At 68.5% G+C, this 18,164-nt stretch carries 20 protein-coding genes and 1 pseudogene; 10 read left to right on the top strand and 11 right to left on the bottom strand.

Annotated features, from left to right (window positions below; all coding sequences use genetic code 11):
• Positions 1-59: 59 nt before the first annotated feature.
• Positions 60-500 carry a hypothetical protein gene (locus ACZ4YL_RS32090; RefSeq protein ID WP_468121314.1) on the bottom strand — a complete coding sequence of 147 codons (441 nt, stop codon included), beginning with the start codon at positions 498-500 and terminating at the stop codon, positions 60-62.
• A gap of 359 nt (positions 501-859) precedes the next feature.
• On the opposite strand from ACZ4YL_RS32090, the gene ACZ4YL_RS32095 reads away from it, so the two are divergent.
• A complete protein-coding gene (locus ACZ4YL_RS32095; RefSeq protein WP_468121315.1) occupies positions 860-1,342 on the top strand; it encodes a hypothetical protein in 483 nt (160 codons plus the stop codon).
• A 25-nt stretch (positions 1,343-1,367) separates the two neighbouring features.
• On the opposite strand, the gene ACZ4YL_RS32100 is transcribed toward ACZ4YL_RS32095, so the two are convergent.
• The 3 genes from ACZ4YL_RS32100 to ACZ4YL_RS32110 all read right to left on the bottom strand — a co-directional run bounded on the left by ACZ4YL_RS32100 (position 1,368) and on the right by ACZ4YL_RS32110 (position 4,395).
• Positions 1,368-1,589, bottom strand: coding sequence for a hypothetical protein (locus ACZ4YL_RS32100; protein WP_468121316.1), 222 nt, complete (start codon positions 1,587-1,589; stop codon positions 1,368-1,370).
• Positions 1,590-1,848: 259 nt separating this feature from the next.
• Entirely contained in the window at positions 1,849-3,102 is a 1,254-nt protein-coding gene (locus ACZ4YL_RS32105) for a protein-glutamine gamma-glutamyltransferase (RefSeq protein ID WP_468121317.1), read from the bottom strand.
• Between the two features lie 705 nt (positions 3,103-3,807).
• Complete coding sequence (locus ACZ4YL_RS32110; protein ID WP_468121318.1) at positions 3,808-4,395, bottom strand: hypothetical protein; 588 nt, start codon at positions 4,393-4,395, stop codon at positions 3,808-3,810.
• A 586-nt stretch (positions 4,396-4,981) separates the two neighbouring features.
• Between ACZ4YL_RS32110 and ACZ4YL_RS32115 the strand changes: the two genes are divergently transcribed.
• A complete protein-coding gene (locus ACZ4YL_RS32115; protein WP_468121319.1) occupies positions 4,982-5,308 on the top strand; it encodes a hypothetical protein in 327 nt (108 codons plus the stop codon).
• 396 nt (positions 5,309-5,704) lie between these two features.
• Here the strand turns inward: ACZ4YL_RS32115 and ACZ4YL_RS32120 are convergent, their stop codons facing one another.
• The gene (locus ACZ4YL_RS32120) at positions 5,705-6,355 is read right to left on the bottom strand and encodes a DUF4232 domain-containing protein (protein WP_468121320.1); all 651 of its coding nucleotides are present in this window, start codon (positions 6,353-6,355) and stop codon (positions 5,705-5,707) included.
• A gap of 481 nt (positions 6,356-6,836) precedes the next feature.
• Positions 6,837-7,121 (bottom strand): annotated as a pseudogene (locus tag ACZ4YL_RS32125) (IS630 family transposase); the annotation flags it as partial.
• Positions 7,122-7,149: 28 nt separating this feature from the next.
• Here ACZ4YL_RS32125 and ACZ4YL_RS32130 point away from each other — a divergent pair.
• Positions 7,150-7,467 (top strand): hypothetical protein, encoded by a 318-nt coding sequence (locus ACZ4YL_RS32130; RefSeq protein WP_468121373.1) that lies wholly within the window; start codon positions 7,150-7,152, stop codon positions 7,465-7,467.
• Between the two features lie 62 nt (positions 7,468-7,529).
• Here the strand turns inward: ACZ4YL_RS32130 and ACZ4YL_RS32135 are convergent, their stop codons facing one another.
• From ACZ4YL_RS32135 to ACZ4YL_RS32150, 4 genes are all read right to left on the bottom strand, one after another.
• The gene (locus tag ACZ4YL_RS32135) at positions 7,530-8,348 is read right to left on the bottom strand and encodes a hypothetical protein (RefSeq protein WP_468121321.1); all 819 of its coding nucleotides are present in this window, start codon (positions 8,346-8,348) and stop codon (positions 7,530-7,532) included.
• Positions 8,349-9,342: 994 nt separating this feature from the next.
• Positions 9,343-9,759, bottom strand: a complete 417-nt coding sequence (locus tag ACZ4YL_RS32140; protein WP_468121322.1) for an SMI1/KNR4 family protein — start codon at positions 9,757-9,759, stop codon at positions 9,343-9,345.
• 42 nt (positions 9,760-9,801) lie between these two features.
• Positions 9,802-10,362, bottom strand: a complete 561-nt coding sequence (locus tag ACZ4YL_RS32145; RefSeq protein ID WP_468121323.1) for a hypothetical protein — start codon at positions 10,360-10,362, stop codon at positions 9,802-9,804.
• A gap of 699 nt (positions 10,363-11,061) precedes the next feature.
• On the bottom strand, positions 11,062-11,577 hold the full coding sequence (locus tag ACZ4YL_RS32150; RefSeq protein WP_468121324.1) for a DinB family protein: 516 nt from the start codon (positions 11,575-11,577) through the stop codon (positions 11,062-11,064).
• 199 nt (positions 11,578-11,776) lie between these two features.
• On the opposite strand from ACZ4YL_RS32150, the gene ACZ4YL_RS32155 reads away from it, so the two are divergent.
• Positions 11,777-12,232: an RpiB/LacA/LacB family sugar-phosphate isomerase gene (locus tag ACZ4YL_RS32155; protein ID WP_266608250.1), complete on the top strand. Its 456-nt coding sequence runs from the start codon at positions 11,777-11,779 to the stop codon at positions 12,230-12,232.
• A gap of 830 nt (positions 12,233-13,062) precedes the next feature.
• Here the strand turns inward: ACZ4YL_RS32155 and ACZ4YL_RS32160 are convergent.
• Entirely contained in the window at positions 13,063-13,353 is a 291-nt protein-coding gene (locus ACZ4YL_RS32160) for a hypothetical protein (RefSeq protein WP_468121325.1), read from the bottom strand.
• An 84-nt stretch (positions 13,354-13,437) separates the two neighbouring features.
• Here ACZ4YL_RS32160 and ACZ4YL_RS32165 point away from each other — a divergent pair, with 84 nt between their 5' ends.
• The 6 genes from ACZ4YL_RS32165 (at position 13,438) to ACZ4YL_RS32190 (ending at position 17,538) form a co-directional block, all read left to right on the top strand.
• Complete coding sequence (locus tag ACZ4YL_RS32165; RefSeq protein ID WP_468121326.1) at positions 13,438-14,529, top strand: arylsulfotransferase family protein; 1,092 nt, start codon at positions 13,438-13,440, stop codon at positions 14,527-14,529.
• A complete protein-coding gene (locus ACZ4YL_RS32170; protein ID WP_468121327.1) occupies positions 14,526-15,482 on the top strand; it encodes a glycosyltransferase family 2 protein in 957 nt (318 codons plus the stop codon). Before ACZ4YL_RS32165 ends, ACZ4YL_RS32170 begins: the two co-directional genes overlap by 4 nt.
• Entirely contained in the window at positions 15,469-15,978 is a 510-nt protein-coding gene (locus tag ACZ4YL_RS32175; RefSeq protein ID WP_468121328.1) for a class I SAM-dependent methyltransferase, read from the top strand. Before ACZ4YL_RS32170 ends, ACZ4YL_RS32175 begins: the two co-directional genes overlap by 14 nt.
• Entirely contained in the window at positions 15,975-16,193 is a 219-nt protein-coding gene (locus ACZ4YL_RS32180) for a hypothetical protein (RefSeq protein ID WP_468121329.1), read from the top strand. Before ACZ4YL_RS32175 ends, ACZ4YL_RS32180 begins: the two co-directional genes overlap by 4 nt.
• A 23-nt stretch (positions 16,194-16,216) precedes the next feature.
• A complete protein-coding gene (locus ACZ4YL_RS32185; RefSeq protein ID WP_468121330.1) occupies positions 16,217-16,795 on the top strand; it encodes a P-loop nucleotide/nucleoside kinase family protein in 579 nt (192 codons plus the stop codon).
• Between the two features lie 368 nt (positions 16,796-17,163).
• Entirely contained in the window at positions 17,164-17,538 is a 375-nt protein-coding gene (locus ACZ4YL_RS32190; RefSeq protein WP_468121331.1) for an NrdR family transcriptional regulator, read from the top strand.
• The last annotated feature ends 626 nt before the right edge of the window (positions 17,539-18,164 follow it).

The following is an 18,164-nucleotide window of genomic DNA, read 5'->3' on the forward strand; positions in this document are numbered from 1 at the left end:
CAGCGATGTACGCCCAGATGGCCACCATCTCGACGCGGGTGTGCCCGGGTGATCCCCGGTCAGCGGCGGCCGGCGGCCAGGATGACGAGGAACTGGCCGCCGCCGGCCTGGATGTCGGCGGTCACCGGTAGCCCTGGTACCAGTCGGGAGAAGCGGTCCACCAGCCAGTCCGCCGCCTCCTGGGCGTCCTTCCTGGTGGGACAACGGCCCACCATCTCGCGGCCGCCCTTGCGCTCCAGCCTCTCGGCAACGGTGATCAGCGGTGCGGGTTCGACTACGTACAGGCGCTCCGGCCAGGCGATGACCACCTTGACCGCACCCTTGCGGGTGTTGCACCCGCGGTGCGCGAGCCGCTCGGCCACCTTGGCCTTCCGGTCAGCGGTCCGGCTGTCGACACTGGGCCCCCGCGGGTCGTTCACCGACTCGTCGGGGTCGACCGGTTCGTCACACACCCAGCAGCGCCAGCCATCGCGCTCGGCCACATCATCAAGAAGACTCATCCGAGCAAACTAGCCTGCCCGGCCACCACCCGCGAACCAGGGCCCTGGCAAGGTCTCAACACCGGCCGGCCCCCACCGACCGCTCACCTGGCAGCCGCAGCCGGCCCGGCCCCTCCTTGTACGGAAACGGGGGCGGGCGGCTAACAGCTCTGCCACGTCGGGGCGGGGTAGCGAGGTGCAGACCTGCCCGGAGTGCGGCCGGATCACGTTCGCGCCGCCCGCAGCAACCTCCGCTTCCAGGACCGCCGCGTCGCCGACCTCGAAGCCCGGATTGCGGCTCCGGCGGGCTGATTCGACCTTGACCGGTGGCCGCCGCACTCCTGGTGGAGCGGCCACCGGCGGTCGTGCACACTTGGCCGATGCTGTTGACGTTCATCTCAGAGGTGGCGGACGAGCCCCTCGTCCTGGACCCGGGCAACCAGGCGACCGAGTCGCAGACCAACACCTGGCATCTCGGCGCCGACGCCGAGGAGCGGACGACGCTGGTTGTGGAGGAGGTGACTGCCGCCTTCGAGAGCACCGCGAGGGCGTTGCGTGACCGCGTCCGGCTCCTCGGTCTGCACGGGACCGCCACGTTCTACGTCTGGCACGACGAGCAAGCCGGACAACTACGCTGCTCAACATCCTCCCAGCCCCCGGAATCGCTCCCGATCGGTGGTAACTACGTACTGACCGGAACGCTCGAACCGATCATCACCGGCTTCCTCGACAACAGTGATCCCGGTCTGGTGCCGTGGACCGAACTCACATCATTCGAGTCCGACGGCCAGGACCGGGCGGAGGTCGATTCCATGCTGCCGCCGTTCCCGGTCTGGACCTGCCGAATCGGGCGCGATATCTGAACAGCCCGCTCGGTCCGGGCCCGGATCAGGTCCCCTGCAGCGTCGACGGCAGCCACGGGGCATAGGCACTGGCGAGTTCATCGCGCACCGCGACGCTCTCGACGAAGACGTCCACGCCGCCGTCACAGGGGTGAACAGCGCACCGACCCCGTTCGGTGAACTGGCTTGGGACCACGAGAGCCGCAACCTGCGCGAACAAGGCGAACAGGTCGCCGAGGGCGCCATCCGGCGCGGGAGGCGTAGCCATGGAGGGTTCCTTGGAGACGTGTACATGATCAAACGCGTGTTACCGGCTCTGAAACCGCAAAAGGGACTCTCCCTTTCCGGTTTCCGCTCAGATACGGAGTCGTGATCCTGTCGACTCGTCAGGGCCGCACTGCCGGATCCCGGCCTACAGGCGGGCCCCGAGGCCGACGTCGAGGACTCCTACCGGGCGTGGCCGAGGAGCGGCCCCCGCACCGTTCAGCGGTGGTTGCGCAGACTCGCGCTCGTGAGGGGGCGAGTTGTTACGGCCAGCCCTGCTTCACTTTGGCGGGTGCGGTGTTCCAGCTCTTGGGTATGAAGGTGATGACGTAGGTTCCGCGGTCGAAGTCCGTGTATCCGGAGGACCAGTTGCGGAACTTGCTCTCGTATACCTGCATGGGCCCCATACCGCCTTCCGGCGAGTGGTAGTGGTTGGCGTGGGTCCATATGGCGTTGTCAGGGTTTGTTTCTTTTTGGTCCCCGAACCAGCCGTAGTCGAAGTTTACATAGCTTTCGCCGGGCTTGGCGGGGCTACGCGAGGTGTTCCTGTCCTTCGACATGTCGACGAGGCCTGTGTTCTGGTTGGGGCGGAAGGCGTCGGGGTCCCCGTACTTCCGCTTGTCGGAGGGGCTCCGGGGGTCCTGCCCGCTCCAGAAGTGCTTCGAGTAGATGACCGCCTTCATCTTGGACGGGTCGCGGTTGCCCCCGTTCCCATCCTTGAAGGACGGGGTGTTCCTCAGGGCCGAGTAGAAGTTCGAACGGCTGTCTTCGGCGGCGAGAGCGTCGTCGTTCTTTGCGAGCTCTGCCTTGAGGCTGCTCAGATAGGTACTCTCGTCATGGGCGCTTTCCAGGGCCTTGTTCATGACGGATGCCACATCTCGGGCCCGGTTGAATCCCTTTGTCTCGTCAAAGCTTTGCTTGGCGATGCGCCCCTCGAACTCCGCCCGCGTCTCGCCCGGCCGGGCGCTGGTGTTCTCCAGAGCGTTCCGGTGCTTCTCCTCGTCGAAGGACGCAAAGGCCAGTTTGTTCGTCGGATAGGGACCTGAATTGACCCAGGTGACGCCGACGCACCCGTAGGACAGCTGCTCCCGCTGCTGCTCGGTCATCTGCTGCACTCGTCCGTCGCGGTGGCTGTAGACCTGCTGCCACTTGCGTATGTAGTTGCTGATGCCGGTAGTGGCCCTGTCTCCACGGGCCCGGTATGCGTCGGGCATGCGGTCCAGCGGCTCGGCAGGCGGCGTCACCCTGTCGCCGGCCGCGGCGGAGGCGCTGGGGGACTCGGTGGCGCTCGGCACGTCCCCGCCGGGGGGCTTGCCCGGCCGCCCCAGGTCCAGTGCCTCTTCGTTCAGCGCGTTGATGAGCCTGACGTCATCCGCTGTCAGGCCGTTGCTGTCGGCATAGGAACCCTTCCCGTCGCCGGTACCGCCGGCTGCCTGACTGACGGAAGGCGTGAGACCAGCGGTGCACAGCACGATGCCCACTGTGGTGAGGGCGAGGAACCCTGAACGTTTGTACATGAAAGCCTGAAATTCCTTTCATTGAAAGACATAAGAGAGCGCGAAGCGTCTGCGCGGCGGCAGAAAAGAGCCGCCGACGCCGGCATGCTCCTGGCTCCCGCTTTTGCCTCGATGAGTCTGGGAGCGGCAAGAGACCGGCACCGGCCGGGATTTCGCTGCTCCTGCTCCGGTTCCCAAATGGATAGTCAGGTCGTGCGAGAAGTGATCATGTCCCGGCGCCGATTCCTCGACAACACCGCGGCTCCACATTCGGCCAGCAGGCCAATGGGGTGGTATTCGGTCATGCGGACCGGGCCTGCCCTGCGCCGGTACATGCAGCGGCAACGTTCTCCTGACCCCTGCTGCACGATCCGTGGCGCGACCGGAGCCGGCCGCCTCGAAAGCCCCGCGGAATGGCCTGTGGCGGCACTGTCAGCCGCGCCGGGGAATGTCAGGCGCCGGCGGCGATACGGGCGCGGGAGCTCCGGCCGACGCGTGCGGAACTCCGGAATGACGCGGCTCTGCCCGCCGGGAGGACCGCAAGGTCTTCGCCACTCTCCCTTGCGGACCTCGGCCAGCTCACTGCCGACCCAGCTCTGTCGTGAGCCGTCGTCTTCCGTAGAACGGCTGGTAAAGCCCTCTCTCTGCGGAGTTCTCGGCGAGGCCGCCGGCGGCGGCAGCGTGCGCGGTTTCCCGGGAAGACGGTGTGGGCTTCTGCGTGAGGGGTCAGCCGATGCGGACGGTGATCTCGGGGAGGGGGATGTCGGAAAGGTTCAGCTGCAGCCCGGTCAGGGTCAGGTAGGTCTGCGTCTCGGTCAAGGCGGAGGCGGTGGACGGCACCTGGAACTTGCCGCGCGTACTCACCAGCAGGTACCAGCCCCCGCGCTTGTAGCTGCGGGAGGCATCGGGGCGGTCGTCCTTCGGGTTCAGCGTCCAGCCCTGGCGCTCCAGGTCCGCGCAAACCGCGTCCATCTCCGACTGCGCGGCACTCTTCTCGCGGACGGCCATCCAGCCCGTCCTCTTCGAGTCGGCGCCGGCGGCGACGGTCGGGCGGCCCTGCGCCGGGTCAAGGCCCGTCGCGCCGACCGCGGTCCGGATCACCTCGTCCACGGCGTCCCGTGTGAGGGGCGGTGACGTGGACTCCGGTGCGGGCGCCGCCGTGGACAAGGACGGCGTCGGTGCGGGCGCGGGCGCGCCCAGGTGGATGCGCCCGTCGTCGTCTATCTGAACGTGGTCCGGCGCGACCACGGCGGCCAGACTCACGATCAAGGTCGCGGCCAGCCCGATCCACACCCTCTTCAACAGCGCGTTCAAAACGCGAAACTCCCCCGAGTGATCAATCAGAGGGAGTTCCACACATCCTGCTCGACACCCAGCAGCCCTGACCTGTTCCTGAGCCGCGGCGCGGGGGCCCTGCGCCTGCCTCGGCGTCCCGGACGACGAGTCGCCGTCGAGGACCAGGCCGCCGGACCACTGGCCGGGCCGCCGCGCCCCTTACGTGCCCCGTGCGTTCGCGGTTACCTGGAGCGCACACATTGGGCGGGCATGGCGGGCATGGCGGGCTGGCACGGGGGACGGGCGCGCGGGCTCTGGCGGACTGCAGTGGCGCTGGCCGCGGTCCTGGCGTTCGGGGTGGCGTGGGGGTCGGCGTACGGGTCGTTGGGCGACTGGGGGGGGTTCTTCCTCTGCGGGGTGCTGCTCCCACTGGTCCTGCTCGGCTGGCACGCCGCCCTCGCCGCGCGGCGAGGGGCCTCGCTCATCGCGCTGTCCGCTCTCCCTGCCGGTCTCGGCGCCATCCTGGCACTCGCGTCCGTGGGGCACAGCGCGCTGGAGGACCGGGGCGTCGAGATCAGCTGCCTCGTGCTGAAGGTCACCGAGCACACCCGAGACGGAATCCTCCATGGACGCCGAGGGCCACTGGACCTCCACGACCCGGACCTCGTACGACCACCGCCTGGAGTGCCCCGCGGGCGGCCCGGAGCACCTGGACACCCCCTCGCGGCTCGCGAAGGAGGGCGAGTCCCTGGCGGTGGTGCACGACCCGCAGGGCAAGGTCTCGCCGAGGGCTGCCGGGGACGTCCACGGCCGGGGTCTGCGCACCGCGGCCGTTCCGCCACACCCGCCCACGGCTCCTTTGACCTCGCCGTACGTGGTGGGAACGAGCGGGGCCGGCTCACCGTCGGGGGTGGTGACGGAAGCGAACCCTGAGCCCTGGGGGGACGTGTGACGAGACGTGAGCGGGATCGACCTGTGATTCCCGCACCCGGGTGCACCCTGTACGGTCAGGCCTCGGTCCGGCGGCGCAGCCGCTCGGTGGCGGCGTTGTCGATGCTCCGGTCCGGGCGGCCGGTCGCGAGCGGGTACAGCACCTCGTACCCCGTCCAGGCGCCGGACGGCGGCGGGTCGGCGCTGGGGCGGTAATCGGGACAGGGGCACGGCCAGAAAGCGTGCTGCCGCGTCTTCTGCAGGTGGGGCCGAGCCCGCCGTCCGCACGCGGACGTTCCCACGGCGGTCTGAGCGCAAAGGGTCCGCTTCCGAAGGACGCCTCCTCACTCGTCATGAGAACGCGCAGGAAGGCGGACTCGTGTTCGCGCCCCTCCCTGGATTCCTGCCCCGAGCGTGCTCACTGGGAGGGGACGGCGTCCTTCGGGGAGGTGTGCCAGTTGGTGACGATCGGCTTGTCGACGGTGATGGTGCCGACGGGCAGGGAGACCGGGTCGGGGTCGTCGTTTCCGATGGCGACGATGATGCTGTCCAGTTCCTTGCCGCCGTTCGCGCTGGTGGTCTTCGGGTTCACCCCTGCGTAGGCGGTGGTGTTCCCGGACAGCGTGATCTGCTTGCCGGTGGACTGCTCGGCGGGGCCGGCTTCCGTGCCGTCGGATCCGAACGCAACGGTCGGATGAACGGCGGGCAGGGTACAGGTGATGCCCGGCTTCGCCTTCGCGACGACCAGAATGTATCCGCCGGCCTGGGTCTCGGACTTGGTGCTCCAGGAGATGTCGTTGGCGCCGCAGACCTGCCCGACCTGCTTCTGCCCGCCTCCGGCGCCGCCGTTCTTGTTGTCCTTGCCCGTGCCTCCGGAGGCCTCGGCGGTGGCCGCGGGTGAGGCGGACGGCGTGGCCGCGCCCGCAGCCGCAGTGCCGGAGGCAGAGGCAGAGGTCTGGGGGGCGCCGGCATCCGCGCCCGCGTCCGTGTCCTGGCAGGCCGTCAGCAGCATTGCTCCGCCCACGAGAACCGTGGTGACGAGGGAGGCTTTACGGCGGTTGCCAGACATGAGATGAATCCCCTTTTGCGGTTGTTGGTCGCGGCCGGGGCGGTCCGGCCCGGCGCTGCATGATGACTATGCAGGAACCGCGGGCCGGCTCAAGGCGATGTAATCGTTCCCGGACAACGCTGTCTCAGACCGGTGACATGATCGCGACGAACGCTGCCAGAGCGAGAAGCTGTTCGCCGTCTCGGCCCGGGTAGCAGCGCTGGCGCATGGCCGGGGGCCGACGCCGTCGGACAGTCGTCGGCATCGCCGCAACGGTTGAGGCTGTCTCTCGGGCGCGCTCTGCCGACGACTCGTCGAGACGAATGCTTCGGCCTGCTGGGCCCGTACGAGTTGGACGGAGGTTGGTGGTCGTCCGCCGCGCCGGTCGTCGAGCGGGTGTCGCCGGAGCTGGGGGCCCGTGGTGGTGCTCCGGCTCGCCTACGCGCCGAGCGACGGCAGCAGCGGGCACGGCGGGCACGTGGTCTACCACGTCGAGGCAGAGGCGGGCGTTGGCGTTGCGCCACCGCAGGTAGGCATGCAGGGCCCGGGGCTGGACCATGTGGTTCGGGTGATTCGAAGCGGCGGTGGTGAACTGCCTCAGCGGTCCGAAGTGGGCTTCGATCGGGTTGGCCCAGGAGGCGTAGGCCGAAGCACAACTCGACCTTGCACTTCCCGCCCAGCCGCGGATCTCGCTGCCCTTGTGGGCGGACCGGTTGTCCATGATCACGTAGATCGGTGCTCCGTCGGGCCGGGAGGCGCGGATCGACTTCAGTCCGGCCAGCGTGTTCACGGGCCGACACCCCCAGGAGCAGCACGTGAGCGACACCGTTACCACCGCCGACCTCCCGACGCTGGTGTGGAAGCCGTCCACCGGCGAAGCCCTGACCGGTGAGGCGGACAGCCTGAGCTGCACCGCCGCCGAGCAGCGGGCCGCCGTACAGCGGCGGGCGGAGCACCTCGGCGCCGACGTGGACACCCGCACCGACGCGGACGTCGCGCTTCACCTGTACGCCGGGTGGAAGGCCGGCCCGGACGAGCTTCCACATGATGCCGTTCGGGACCTGGCGCCGGTCCCGCCCCGGACGGCCCATCCGGGGCGGGGCCGACAGCGGCTCGATCAATCCCAGGCCTGATCGGTCAGTTCATGACGTCGCGCCACGAACGGAGTAACGGCCGACCGACCGGCGGACAGCCCTTAGCCGTTGTACGTCTTGAAGCTGATGACGGCGTCCGCTTCACCCCGCCATGTGACCGAGACCTCCACGGTGTCGATCCGTCCGGCCGAGGGCGGCACGAAGAAGAAGGTCTGGGGGGCGGATTCCCCACTCAGGACGGGCGGTCCATCCCGGCGGGACGGCAGGCCGGTGAGCCAGTCGCGGACATCGGCGCGAGGCATGTGGAACGTTCCGGTCCAGGCGGTTGCGAAGATGCTGCTCTCGATCTCCGTGCAGTCCTCCTCGTCCAGGCGTGCCGGAGGCTTCCAGCCGATGCTCTTCAGGGCCTTCGCGCATGCGGCCGGACGTCTTTCGATCTCCTCGGGCTGTCCGATCACATAAACCACCCACAGCGGCAATCCGATCGCCGCGACAGCGGTCAGGGCCATCAGGAACTTCCGCCATCGCGGCCACGGCGGGGCCGGCGGCGGCGGCCGCCAGGGCTGCAGCTTCGGCGCCCCCACGTAATTGCTGAAGTCCACCACGTACCCCATGATCGATTTGAATGAGTTCAAGTTGAATGTGTTCAAGATTCTTGCACAGGTGACGGCCAACCAGATGATTGAGGAGGCGACCAACCCGTCCTGGCGGACCTGCCCGACGAGCCCCGACCCCTTCCGGACCGCCCACGAACGGCTGATCAGGTAGGCAGTAGAACGATCGAGGCGATCGCCTGGCTGCTCGGGGCGGGGGCCGAGCACATTCCGCCCGGCCATGACGCGCACCACACCCTCGCGGTCGAGATCTCCCGGATCGCCCACACCGCGGAACGCCTGCGCAAGACTGCGGAAGACGCCCAACGGGTCAGCGAGTAGAGCCCGCCCGGGCGCGACGGACAACCGTGTCGCCGCCGTCCACGAACACCCCGGAGACCGTCGTCTCCGACCCGCCTGACCTGCCACCACCACAACCAGGACTCGCAGACTACCGACACCGCGCGGGGTCGCCGGATGCTTACCGTCGTAATACTCAGACCACACCGGACCATCCCCGCAGGCGCGGGGTCGACGCGAGGAGGCGGAGCGCCTCGATCTCGTTGGGGGGACCATCCCCGCAGGCGCGGGGTCGACGCTGCCGGCCATGGCCGCCGCACGCCCCCGGAGGGACCATCCCCGCAGGCGCGGGGTCGACACTTTCTGAGCTGGGACTTTATCGGCGGAGGTAGCTGTTTTTGTTTAGTTGGTCTTCGGGGGCGGCCCGAGAGGAGCAGCCCTTCCGAGTCGACGGGCTGCCACCGACCGCTCACCGACCCCGAGCTGGAGGCGACTGGGGCGGTTTTCCAGGGCAGCCCGGTGTACAGGCGCAGCAATTCGGTGCGGCGTTCGATGACGGTGGTCTTCACGACTCGGAGCCCCTATAACGCCGCGGGGACTGTCCCGACACAGCGCGCGCGGCAGAGGGCCACGAGGAATGTACGGATGCAGCGGTGCCAGCCGAGTTGGCTCTTCCACGGTGCGCTCGATGTCGGGTCGAGCGCAGGGACTGGGGCCCCGCCGGGCCCACCACGGGCCCCGCCGGGCCCACCGCTCCGGATTCGACCACATCAGGCAGAGGGCGGGCTCTCGTCGACCGGATGACACACCGCCACGTCACCCGAACACCGCACCGCCTGCTGTCGGCCTCACCGGAGCACTGAATGCACCTGGCGCGCCGGCGAAACCGGCTGGCGGGTTGCCTAGGGCATGAGGGACGAGAGCGGCCGTCGGTGGCAGCGGTCACGTGCGGCGGGCTTCGATGGTTACCACGGATGAGGGACACGGCGTATTACTTATCGCTGGATCGAGGGCCGGCCGGTCAGCGATACCAGTCCCCGCCCGGTTGCGCGAGCGCCTTTCGAAGGTATTCCTCCATGCTCGATGCCACCCAATTCCGACTGTCATTCTCGTGGTCCCACACGAAGACATCAGGACGCACCGGAAGAATCGGAAGAGCGAATTGGTCTCCACCACCGTTGTCCCCGAAGAAGAGAAGGGCATCGAACGGCATGTACAGGCCCTTCAAATCCTCCCTCGTTCGGAACTCCTGGTTGGTCCGGGCGATCTGTTCTGCGCTCCAGATGACATCTGTGCCGTCTTCGTCCATCACACCGTTGGATTCGAGAAGCAGCGTTCGCAGGCCGGTTGGCAGGGTTGCTCCCAGTAGGCGTTCTGCCTCGAGCAAGTCCTGACCGGAAGCAGGGTCTGTTACATCGACGCCGTCGTACTGCTCCACGAGTTCATGCCACATTCTCCCTCCAAGGATGCATCGTCTACGTCACCTTATCCTGGGACTGAACCAGTTGCCCAATTTGTCGTCAATTTTTGTCGCATGGTCGAGGACCTCTTGCCTCGTGGGGTTCGGATGACCCTCATAGAATCGATTCCATTCGACGCGGATCTCACTGAGGTGAATTCGGCTACTAATATCATCCTTGGGTATATCGCGCAGGTTCTCGATTGAGTGGATCTCCTCAGGTTTGAATAGTCCCGGATATTTGGTGAGCGTCTGCTGCTCGATCGCGTGGTGGACGACCACCTTGCCCTTGAGCTCGGGATGCTCAGCGAAGAACGTCTTCTTGTAGGAAAAGCGGTCCGTGTACGCACGACGTCGTTCTGCGTCATCGCATGCCTTCCTCAGCATCGCCACCATCCGGGCGGGGATCCTCACGACGCCCTCGGTTTCGGGGATCGAGCCGGTCTCCAGGCACTGGGCGAGCAGGGCCTCGTCGGCCTTCCAGCCCTGGATGACGACGTCGGCCGTTGCCTCGTCGACCCACACTGTCGGGCACTGGCCGGTGTCGGAGTCCGGGTCGATACCGATGAACCGTAGTGCCATGACAGCCTCCTGCATCGCTCAGTTTGCGGGAAGTTGCGCTCGTCCCAGTGGAGCAGGAACCGGGTGACGGCGGCCAGAAAACAGCGGATCGCCTTCCCCGATCGGCGCTCCGGGCAGTCCGCTACCCGAGGCGGGTGGCCCGTCAGGGGGCCCTCTTGGCGAGGGCCTGGGAGGGCGAGAGGATCAACCGGGACGCGACGGACGCACCCTGAAGGGGGATCGCATGACTCCGGCTGATCACTGGTCGCCGCCGCCGACCGGCTTCTCCGTGCGGCAGTGGAAGCTCGCAACGCTCCTGCGGCCTCGCACCGACTTCTGGTTGTACTACGCGCCGAGGAACGGGGCGGGTCCCAGCAGCTCCAGGTCTGTGAACGCAACGGCTACGACTTCGCCCGGCTCACCTGGCAGTCCTCTGCCGAGTGCCGCCGGGCTCACATCATGAAGAGCCGGGTGACGAGCGAGTGGCAACGCCAGGGCTACGGCACGCGCATGATCACTCCTCGACCCGCGCAGACCGTCCGCTCCAGGCCGGTTACTGAGGTTTGATGCGTGATGTCGCTGGGTCGACGTCTTGAACTGCGAAGACGAGGGTTCGCCGCGCGGCATCATGCGAAGATCACCAGTAACGGGCTCTCCCGCATTGGTCGTGAGGCGTGTTGGCCTGGCTCCTGAGGGAAGGGCCCGCTTCGCGGAGCTGCGCTAGTAGTAGCCCTTCGTGCCGTCGAGTAGCTCCCGGACGATGTCCGCGTGCCCCGCGTGTCGCCCCGTCTCCTCGACGAGGTGGATCAGTATCCAGCGGAGGTTGGCGCTGCCGTCGCGGAAGTCGGGGTGGCGGCCGGCGTCGTCCAGGTCGGCCGCGGCAACGATCTCGTTGCTGCGGGCGCACTGGGCCTCGTACTCCGCGAGGAGCTCTGCGAGGGGGCGGCCGTCGGTGCGCCAGTCGGCGTTCTTGCTTGACTCGTCGAATGCGGGGTTCTGCTTCTTGTCGCCGCCGAGGAACAGCACTTCCAGCCATATGTGCTCGGTCCAGCGCATGTGGGAGATGAGACCGGCCATCGTCATGGCCGGTGAGGTCGGGATGACCGGGCGGCGCGCGTCCTCGTCGCTCAGCCCTTTGCATTTCCAGCGCAGGATCTGCCGCTGCAGGTCGAGCCAGCCGATGAGCGCGGTGCGTTCGTCCGCTTGGAGCGGGGGGCGTTCCAGTTCCGATGACATGCCGGCGCACGCTACCAGGGCGGTCGGGAGGGGGCACCTGGATGACGGGCTCTTCCGCGATTTACGATCTTGGTCACGGTTGGGGACATCGGGGTGTTACTGGTGATCTTCGCATGATGCCGCGGGGCGGGCTCTCCTCTTCGCAGTTCAAGGCGTCGACCCAGCGACATCACGCATCAAACCTCAGTAGTCTCGGGACATGCGGATCTCCGTTTCCTCGGACATGGACGAACCCGTGGCTCGCGCACTCCTCGGGCAACTGCGCGACCGCGGACACGATGTCGTGACGTACGGCGCGCTGAACCCCGGCGACGATCCACAGTGGGCAGCCTGCTCAGAGGCGGCGGCCCGCGAGGTCGCCGCCGGGAACGCCGACCAGGCCGTCGTGTGCTGCTGGACAGGCACGGGCGCGTCGATCGCCGCGAACAAGGTTCCCGGCGTACGCGCAGCCCTGTGCACGGACGCCTACACGGCGGACGGTGCGCGCCGCTGGAATGACGCCAACGTGCTCGCGCTCAGCCTGCGCCTGACCTCGGAACCGCTACTCAAGGAGATCCTCGACGCCTGGTTCGCCGCCGAGGCGAGCACGGACGCCGAGGACCGCGAGAACGTAGCGCGCGTCAAACGGCTCGACAACACCAGCACCACGCCCTGAACGAACTCGGCGAGCCTCCAGCCACGTACGTGGAAGGTCTCGTTGGCGAGGTGCGTGCGGACGATGGCCGCCGACCCGGTGATAGCGCCTCGGCCAACGCCAACACGGCCTGCGGAACGGACTCTCACTCGGCCGGAGGAGTGGATTCACCGCAGGAACGATGCGCTGCCGCCATGACCATTTCAGGCTCGCAGGCTTCGCCGCACGCAGCAGGTTCACCTTCACCCCTGGGAACTGGTGAGCCTCTCGACCTTCCGGGCCGCTGCCTCCGCCTGCCGCCGCGCCTTCGCGGCCGCCCGCCCGGCATCCCGCAAGGCGGTGGCCTCGTCCGCACTCGCCGCACGCGCAGCCTCCAGCCGCTCCCTCGCGGCCCGTACATCTTCCTCGGCCTCCTCTACCGCCGCACCAGCCCGGTCTGCCAGCTCTTGCGCGGCGGCGTGCTCCTCCTCCAGACGCTCCGCCTCCCCTTGGGCCTCGGCCAACGCCGTGCGGGCCGCCTCGACACGCCCGTGCCGCGCCCGTCCCGCAGCGGCGTCCGCGTCCGGAGCCGGTGCCGGCGCTGCTGGTGGCACCCTTCTCCGACCGGGATCCGGCGGGGCCGACAGGTTGCTTCCACCGTGGCGGTGCGGCGCCCGGCTCAGGTTCCAGGCCCGTGAACCCCGACACCGCATCCGGAGCCTTCAGCAGCCGGCCTTCCGCCCACTGCGCCGCAACGTCGGCATCGGCGAGGACCGCGTGGAGGATCTGCTCGACCTCGTGCAGCACCGGCTCGCTCACCGCCTGCCCGGCCTCGGCGGCCAGAGCGCGCGCCGTACGCGCGAGGTCGCCGATCACCACATGCTGATCATGCGACAGCTTCCGCAACTGTCCAGCGTCCAGCGTCCGGTGTGCGGCAGGAGCGCCTCGCCGAGCTGGATGAGGCTGTGCGCCTCCTCCGGCCGGCGGCGCGCCAGCAGGCCAGCCGTCCACGCCGCGACCGTCGGCTTCCGCAACGCCGCGATCGCGGCGGCGAGCTGCCTGTCCCCGGCCTTGCGGGCCCTGGCCACGTACTCGTCCCGGGCTGCGGTGAACTCCGACAGCCGCAGCCCGTACAACTCCACCGCCACCGACTCCACATCCATGCCCGGAAGTCTCCCGCCCGCTTCCCAGACCGCCCGACACCTGCCAGGACACCGCGCGTCGACCAAAGGCGGACGCTGGGGTGCGTGCCGCGGCCGAGGGGGACGACAAGCAGCCCGCCGTCCTACCTGCGCGGCTGGAACCACGTCGAGGTCGGGCCCGACGGCAGCCTGTACGCGATGGTGCCGCTGCACGCCCTGCTCAAGCTCGCTCCGGACTCCACCCTCACCTGGCGTGCTGACGTCGCAGTTCATCACGACCTCGCCTTCAGCCCCGCCGGTGAGATCTACGTCCTGACCGAGGAACCCCGCCCCGTGCCCTGCACCGGCGGATCCCACGTCCTGCTGGACAACTCCGTCACCGTCCTCGGCCCGGACGGGCAACTGCGGGCCGCGCACTCCCTGTACGAGATCCTGACCACCGACCCCCGGCTGGAGACTCTGATCACCAGCGCGATCGACGAGCATCGCGCGGCCGGACGGACCGCGGACCCTGCCGCCCTCGCAACGCGGCTGGAAGGAGCGAACGGCTGGAGGCGCGGCCGCGACGTGTCCCGCCTGCTCCGGGCCCGTCCTGGATCGCCCAGCGACATCCTCCACACCAACACCGTCGAGATCCTCACCACCGGCCACCCCGCCGGGCTGTGGGCGGCCGGGAACGTCCTGGTCTCGCTGCGCAACCTGAACCTGATCGCCGTTCTGGACCTCGGCGCCCGCGCGGTGCGCTGGAGGTGGGGGCCCGGCGAACTGTCCGGCCAGCACCAGCCCTCCGTGCAGCCCGACGGAACCGTCCTCGTCTTCGACAACGGCCGGGGCCTCGGCCGCTCCCGCGTCCTGGAGATCGACCCGCTCACCCAGGGCATCGTCTGGCAGTACGAGCTGGGCCTATTCTGCGAGATGGCCGGCGGCTGCAAGCGCCTGGACGACGGCACTGTCCTCATCAGCGACGCTCAGGCCGGCCGCGCCCTGATCGTCGACCGCGACGGCCGCGAGCAGTGGACCCTTCATGTCTCCACCCGCGCCACGTCCGCCGGACGTTCCCGCGCGGAGTTCTACCGCCTCTCCGCGATACCCCGCTCTGCCGCCCGCTTCCTGGGTGCCGGTGACCGGCCGACCCGCACTCTGGCCGAGTCCCAGGTCAGCTGCCACACCGACCAGAGCCTCCAGGGTGCCCTGTGATCAGCGTGATCGTCCCGACGCGGGACCGCCCCGGGCCGCTGCACCGCGCCCTGCGCAGCCTCGCCCGCCAGACCTACCGCCGCTTCGAGGTCATCGTCGCCCGCGACGGCGGCATGCCCGTCGAGCAGGTCATCGCCCGCTGGCAGCGCGAGATGCCCATCACCCTCCTCGACGGCGAGACCCCGTACGGGGTCTCCCATGCCCGCAACCGCGCTCTGGCCGTGGCCCAGGGCGAGAACGTCGCGCTCCTGGACGACGACGTCTTCCTGCCCCACCACCTCCAGGCCGCCGACGACGCCCTGCGCACCGGCCGGGCCGACACCGTCTACGGCCAGGCCCTTGTCAGCCCCACCTGGATCGAGGACCTGCCACGCGGCACCCACGGCCTGCCGCGCAAGGACTACCCCTTCGACGCCACGTTCCTCGGCGTCGCGAACACCATTCACACCGGGTCGATCGTCGCCCGCAACCCTGCGGCCTCCCCGGTCCGCTTCGACGAGACGCTGCAGCACTGCGAGGACTGGGACTTCCTCCTCGCCCTCCACCACACCGCCGGCCATCGCTTCGCCCGCCTCGACAGCATCACCAGCGTCTACCACCAGGTCCCCCGCCCCGGCGCGGTCGCCTCCGCCTACCGGACCAGCCCCACCCCCTTCACCCTCGCCCGTGACACCCTCTACCGGCACTGGCCGGCCGTCGGAGACCTCGCGGAGGAGTACTGGCAGTGGTTCCGCAACTTCGACCAGCGACTCGATGCCCGCATCGCCCTGGGCCTGCCCGCCCCGGCCCACGTCTACGAACACGCCGTCCGCGGCCTGCACGCCACCTTCACCGCACACCGCTCGCCCGACCATGCCCTCCTCGCCCGTCTACTCCCCCACGGCCTCGTCTCCTGGACCGAACGGCCTGAGACCGACATCCCGCTGAAGGGAGCCGTGCATGCAGCCCGCTGACGCACCGTACGACGGCTTCGCCGACTCCTTTGCCCGCGAGGCCGCCGTCAGCCCTTACAACGCGCACTACGACCGCCCCACCGTCCTCGGTCTCCTCGGCGACGTGAACGGCCTGCGCATCCTGGACGGCGGCTGCGGCCCCGGCCTGTACCTCTCCGAGCTCGCCGCGCGTGGAGCCGACACCGTCGGCATCGACCAGAGTGCGGACATGGTCCGCCTCGCCCGCGAGCGCCTCGGTTCGCTCGCCCAGATCCGCTGGCATGACCTCGACGCGCCCCTCACCTGGGCCGCCGACGCCAGCTTCGACATCGTCCTGCTCGCCCTGGTCCTCTACTACGCCCACGACCGCGTCCGCACCCTGACCGAGCTCACACGCGTCCTACGGCCCGACGGGAGGATCATCATCTCCACCAGCCACCCCACCGCGGACTGGCTCGCAGACGGCGGCAGCACTTCGACGCCCGCCACGTCAAGGAATCCTGCTCCGACGGCATGACCCACCATTACTGGCGTCAGCCCCTCCAGACAAGGTTCGACGAGTTCACCGCCGCAGGCCTCGCCGTCGACCGTCTAGTCGAACACCGCCCCGCCCACTCGATGGTCCTCCACCACCCGACCGCGTACGAGGAACTGGCCCACCAGCCCGGGTCCATCGCCTTCCAGCTCCATAAGCCGCCAGGTGCCCCTGATCTCCGTCCTGACCAGTCGTGATTGCCTGCATCGGAGTGCCGCCCATGCAAAACCGCCCGACCCTCGTCGTAGTCAGCGGCCCTCCCGCCACGGGGAAGACCACGCTCGCTCGCGCCCTCGCCCAGCAGCTGGGCTGCCCGGCGATCATCCGCGACGAGATCAAACAGGGCATGGTCATGAGCACCCCACATCACCAGACCGCCGGCGACGACCCCCTCAACATCCCCACGCTGGACGTCTTCTTCAAGACCATCACCGTCCTCCTTCAGGCTGGGGTCACCCTCGTCGCGGAGGCGGCCTTCCAGGACCGGCTCTGGCGACCAGGTCTGGAGCCCCTCCTGGACCTCGCCAACCTGCGCATCATCCGGTGCACCACGCCCACCCCGACCATCACCGAACGCATCATCGAACGCGCCCGCACCGACAGCCACCGGGCGGCCCACGGCGATCAGGCCCTCCTCGCCGACATGGAAGCCAGCACCTACGACCCCGAGCAGTTCAAGGCCATCAGCCTCGACGTCCCGACCTTGGTCGTGGACACATCGGACGGCTACACGCCCGGAACCTCCGAGATTCAGGCATTCCTGCGAACACCGCAACCGTCACTCAACCCTCGGCGATAGCCCCTGCTGATCTTCACCACGGTCCGACCGCACCGGCCCCATCACCGACCTCTTCACGATGCTCGCCGAGGCGGGCGTGCCCGAGATGGACCAAGGGTAATGAACACCTTGGGCTCTGCAGCGCCTGCAGAAGCCGCTCCATCATCCCGGCAGCTGACCCTTGACATAGCCCTCACCATCACACGCACCCCTGTGCTACCTCCGCCCCTGAATCCGAGCACAGCCGCGGAACCCCTCCCCGCGTCGAGCCCGGTGAGCTCGCCAAATCCTTGGCACAAGGGCGCGTTCAGGACCATGACTCCGGAGACCTGGCGTGGGCGGCGCTAGACTGCTGCCCCAGGCATTCGTCAGGCAGGGAGGGACACACGATGCAGTGCCCTTCGTGCTCGGCTTACACCTACATCATCGCGCGTCGCATCGACGCTGACGGCTCGGAGCTGCGGCGCCGGCAATGCACGGCCTGCGGAGAGCGTTTCACCACCCGGCAATGCCCGAGCGTCGTCGCATCCCAGCGTTGTGGGGTGCATCAGCCCTTCTCGCGGCACAGCATCATCACCCGGATCCGCAGCGCTGCCCAGCGGCAAACCCGGACGGCCAATGCTCTGGCACACCGCTGCCGATCCAGACGTCAGCTGCCCGGAACGTCACATCATTCCAGCGTTCTCACCCACCGACTGCCCAACCCCAGCACCCACGGCGTAGAGCCGTCGAACGTGCCGGGGTCCGCGTCGGGCCGGGGCTGACCCAGCACTCTTTCACCCATTTCGTTTCTCACAAGGAGCGCGGTGCGCATCCCGGCCCCTGTGGGCGCACCCATGCCTTCATGTGGCCTGTAATCCACGACGTTGTCATCAGTACGCTCAGCGGCGCCCTCGTGAGCGTGACCGGTGCGGCTATGCGAGCGCTGTACCGGCGACACGCGCAGCGGCGTGCCCGCGAGGCGCTGCGCGGCGAGTCGAGCCCAACCGAGTAAGTCGCCGAACTTTCGGAAGGAATTGAATCAGGGGCGCAAGCCCCGGTAGGTGGTCCGGCGTGCATAGTTCCCGGCCCTGGCCGGGAACTATGCACGCGGAACGCCGCTCCCGGGGATCCAGCTCCCGAAGGACACACCAACGCCATCCAGCTGCATGCCGAGCTCCAAAACCTCGGCGCACTCGGGAGCTACCAGATCATCAGCCACTATCTGCGATCGAGGCGCCGCCGGCGCATCCGCGTTGTCCCACCCGCACCACCAGGAATCCGCCGGGTCACCGGCTGGATGATGCGGCACCCCGAGAACCTGGCCGACGGGGAACACCAGGAGTTCGCCGCCGTCCTTGCCCACTGCCCTGAACTGAAGGCCCTCCACGCGCACGTCCGCGGCTTCGCA

Source organism: Streptomyces sp. NPDC030021 (genome assembly GCF_055574035.1).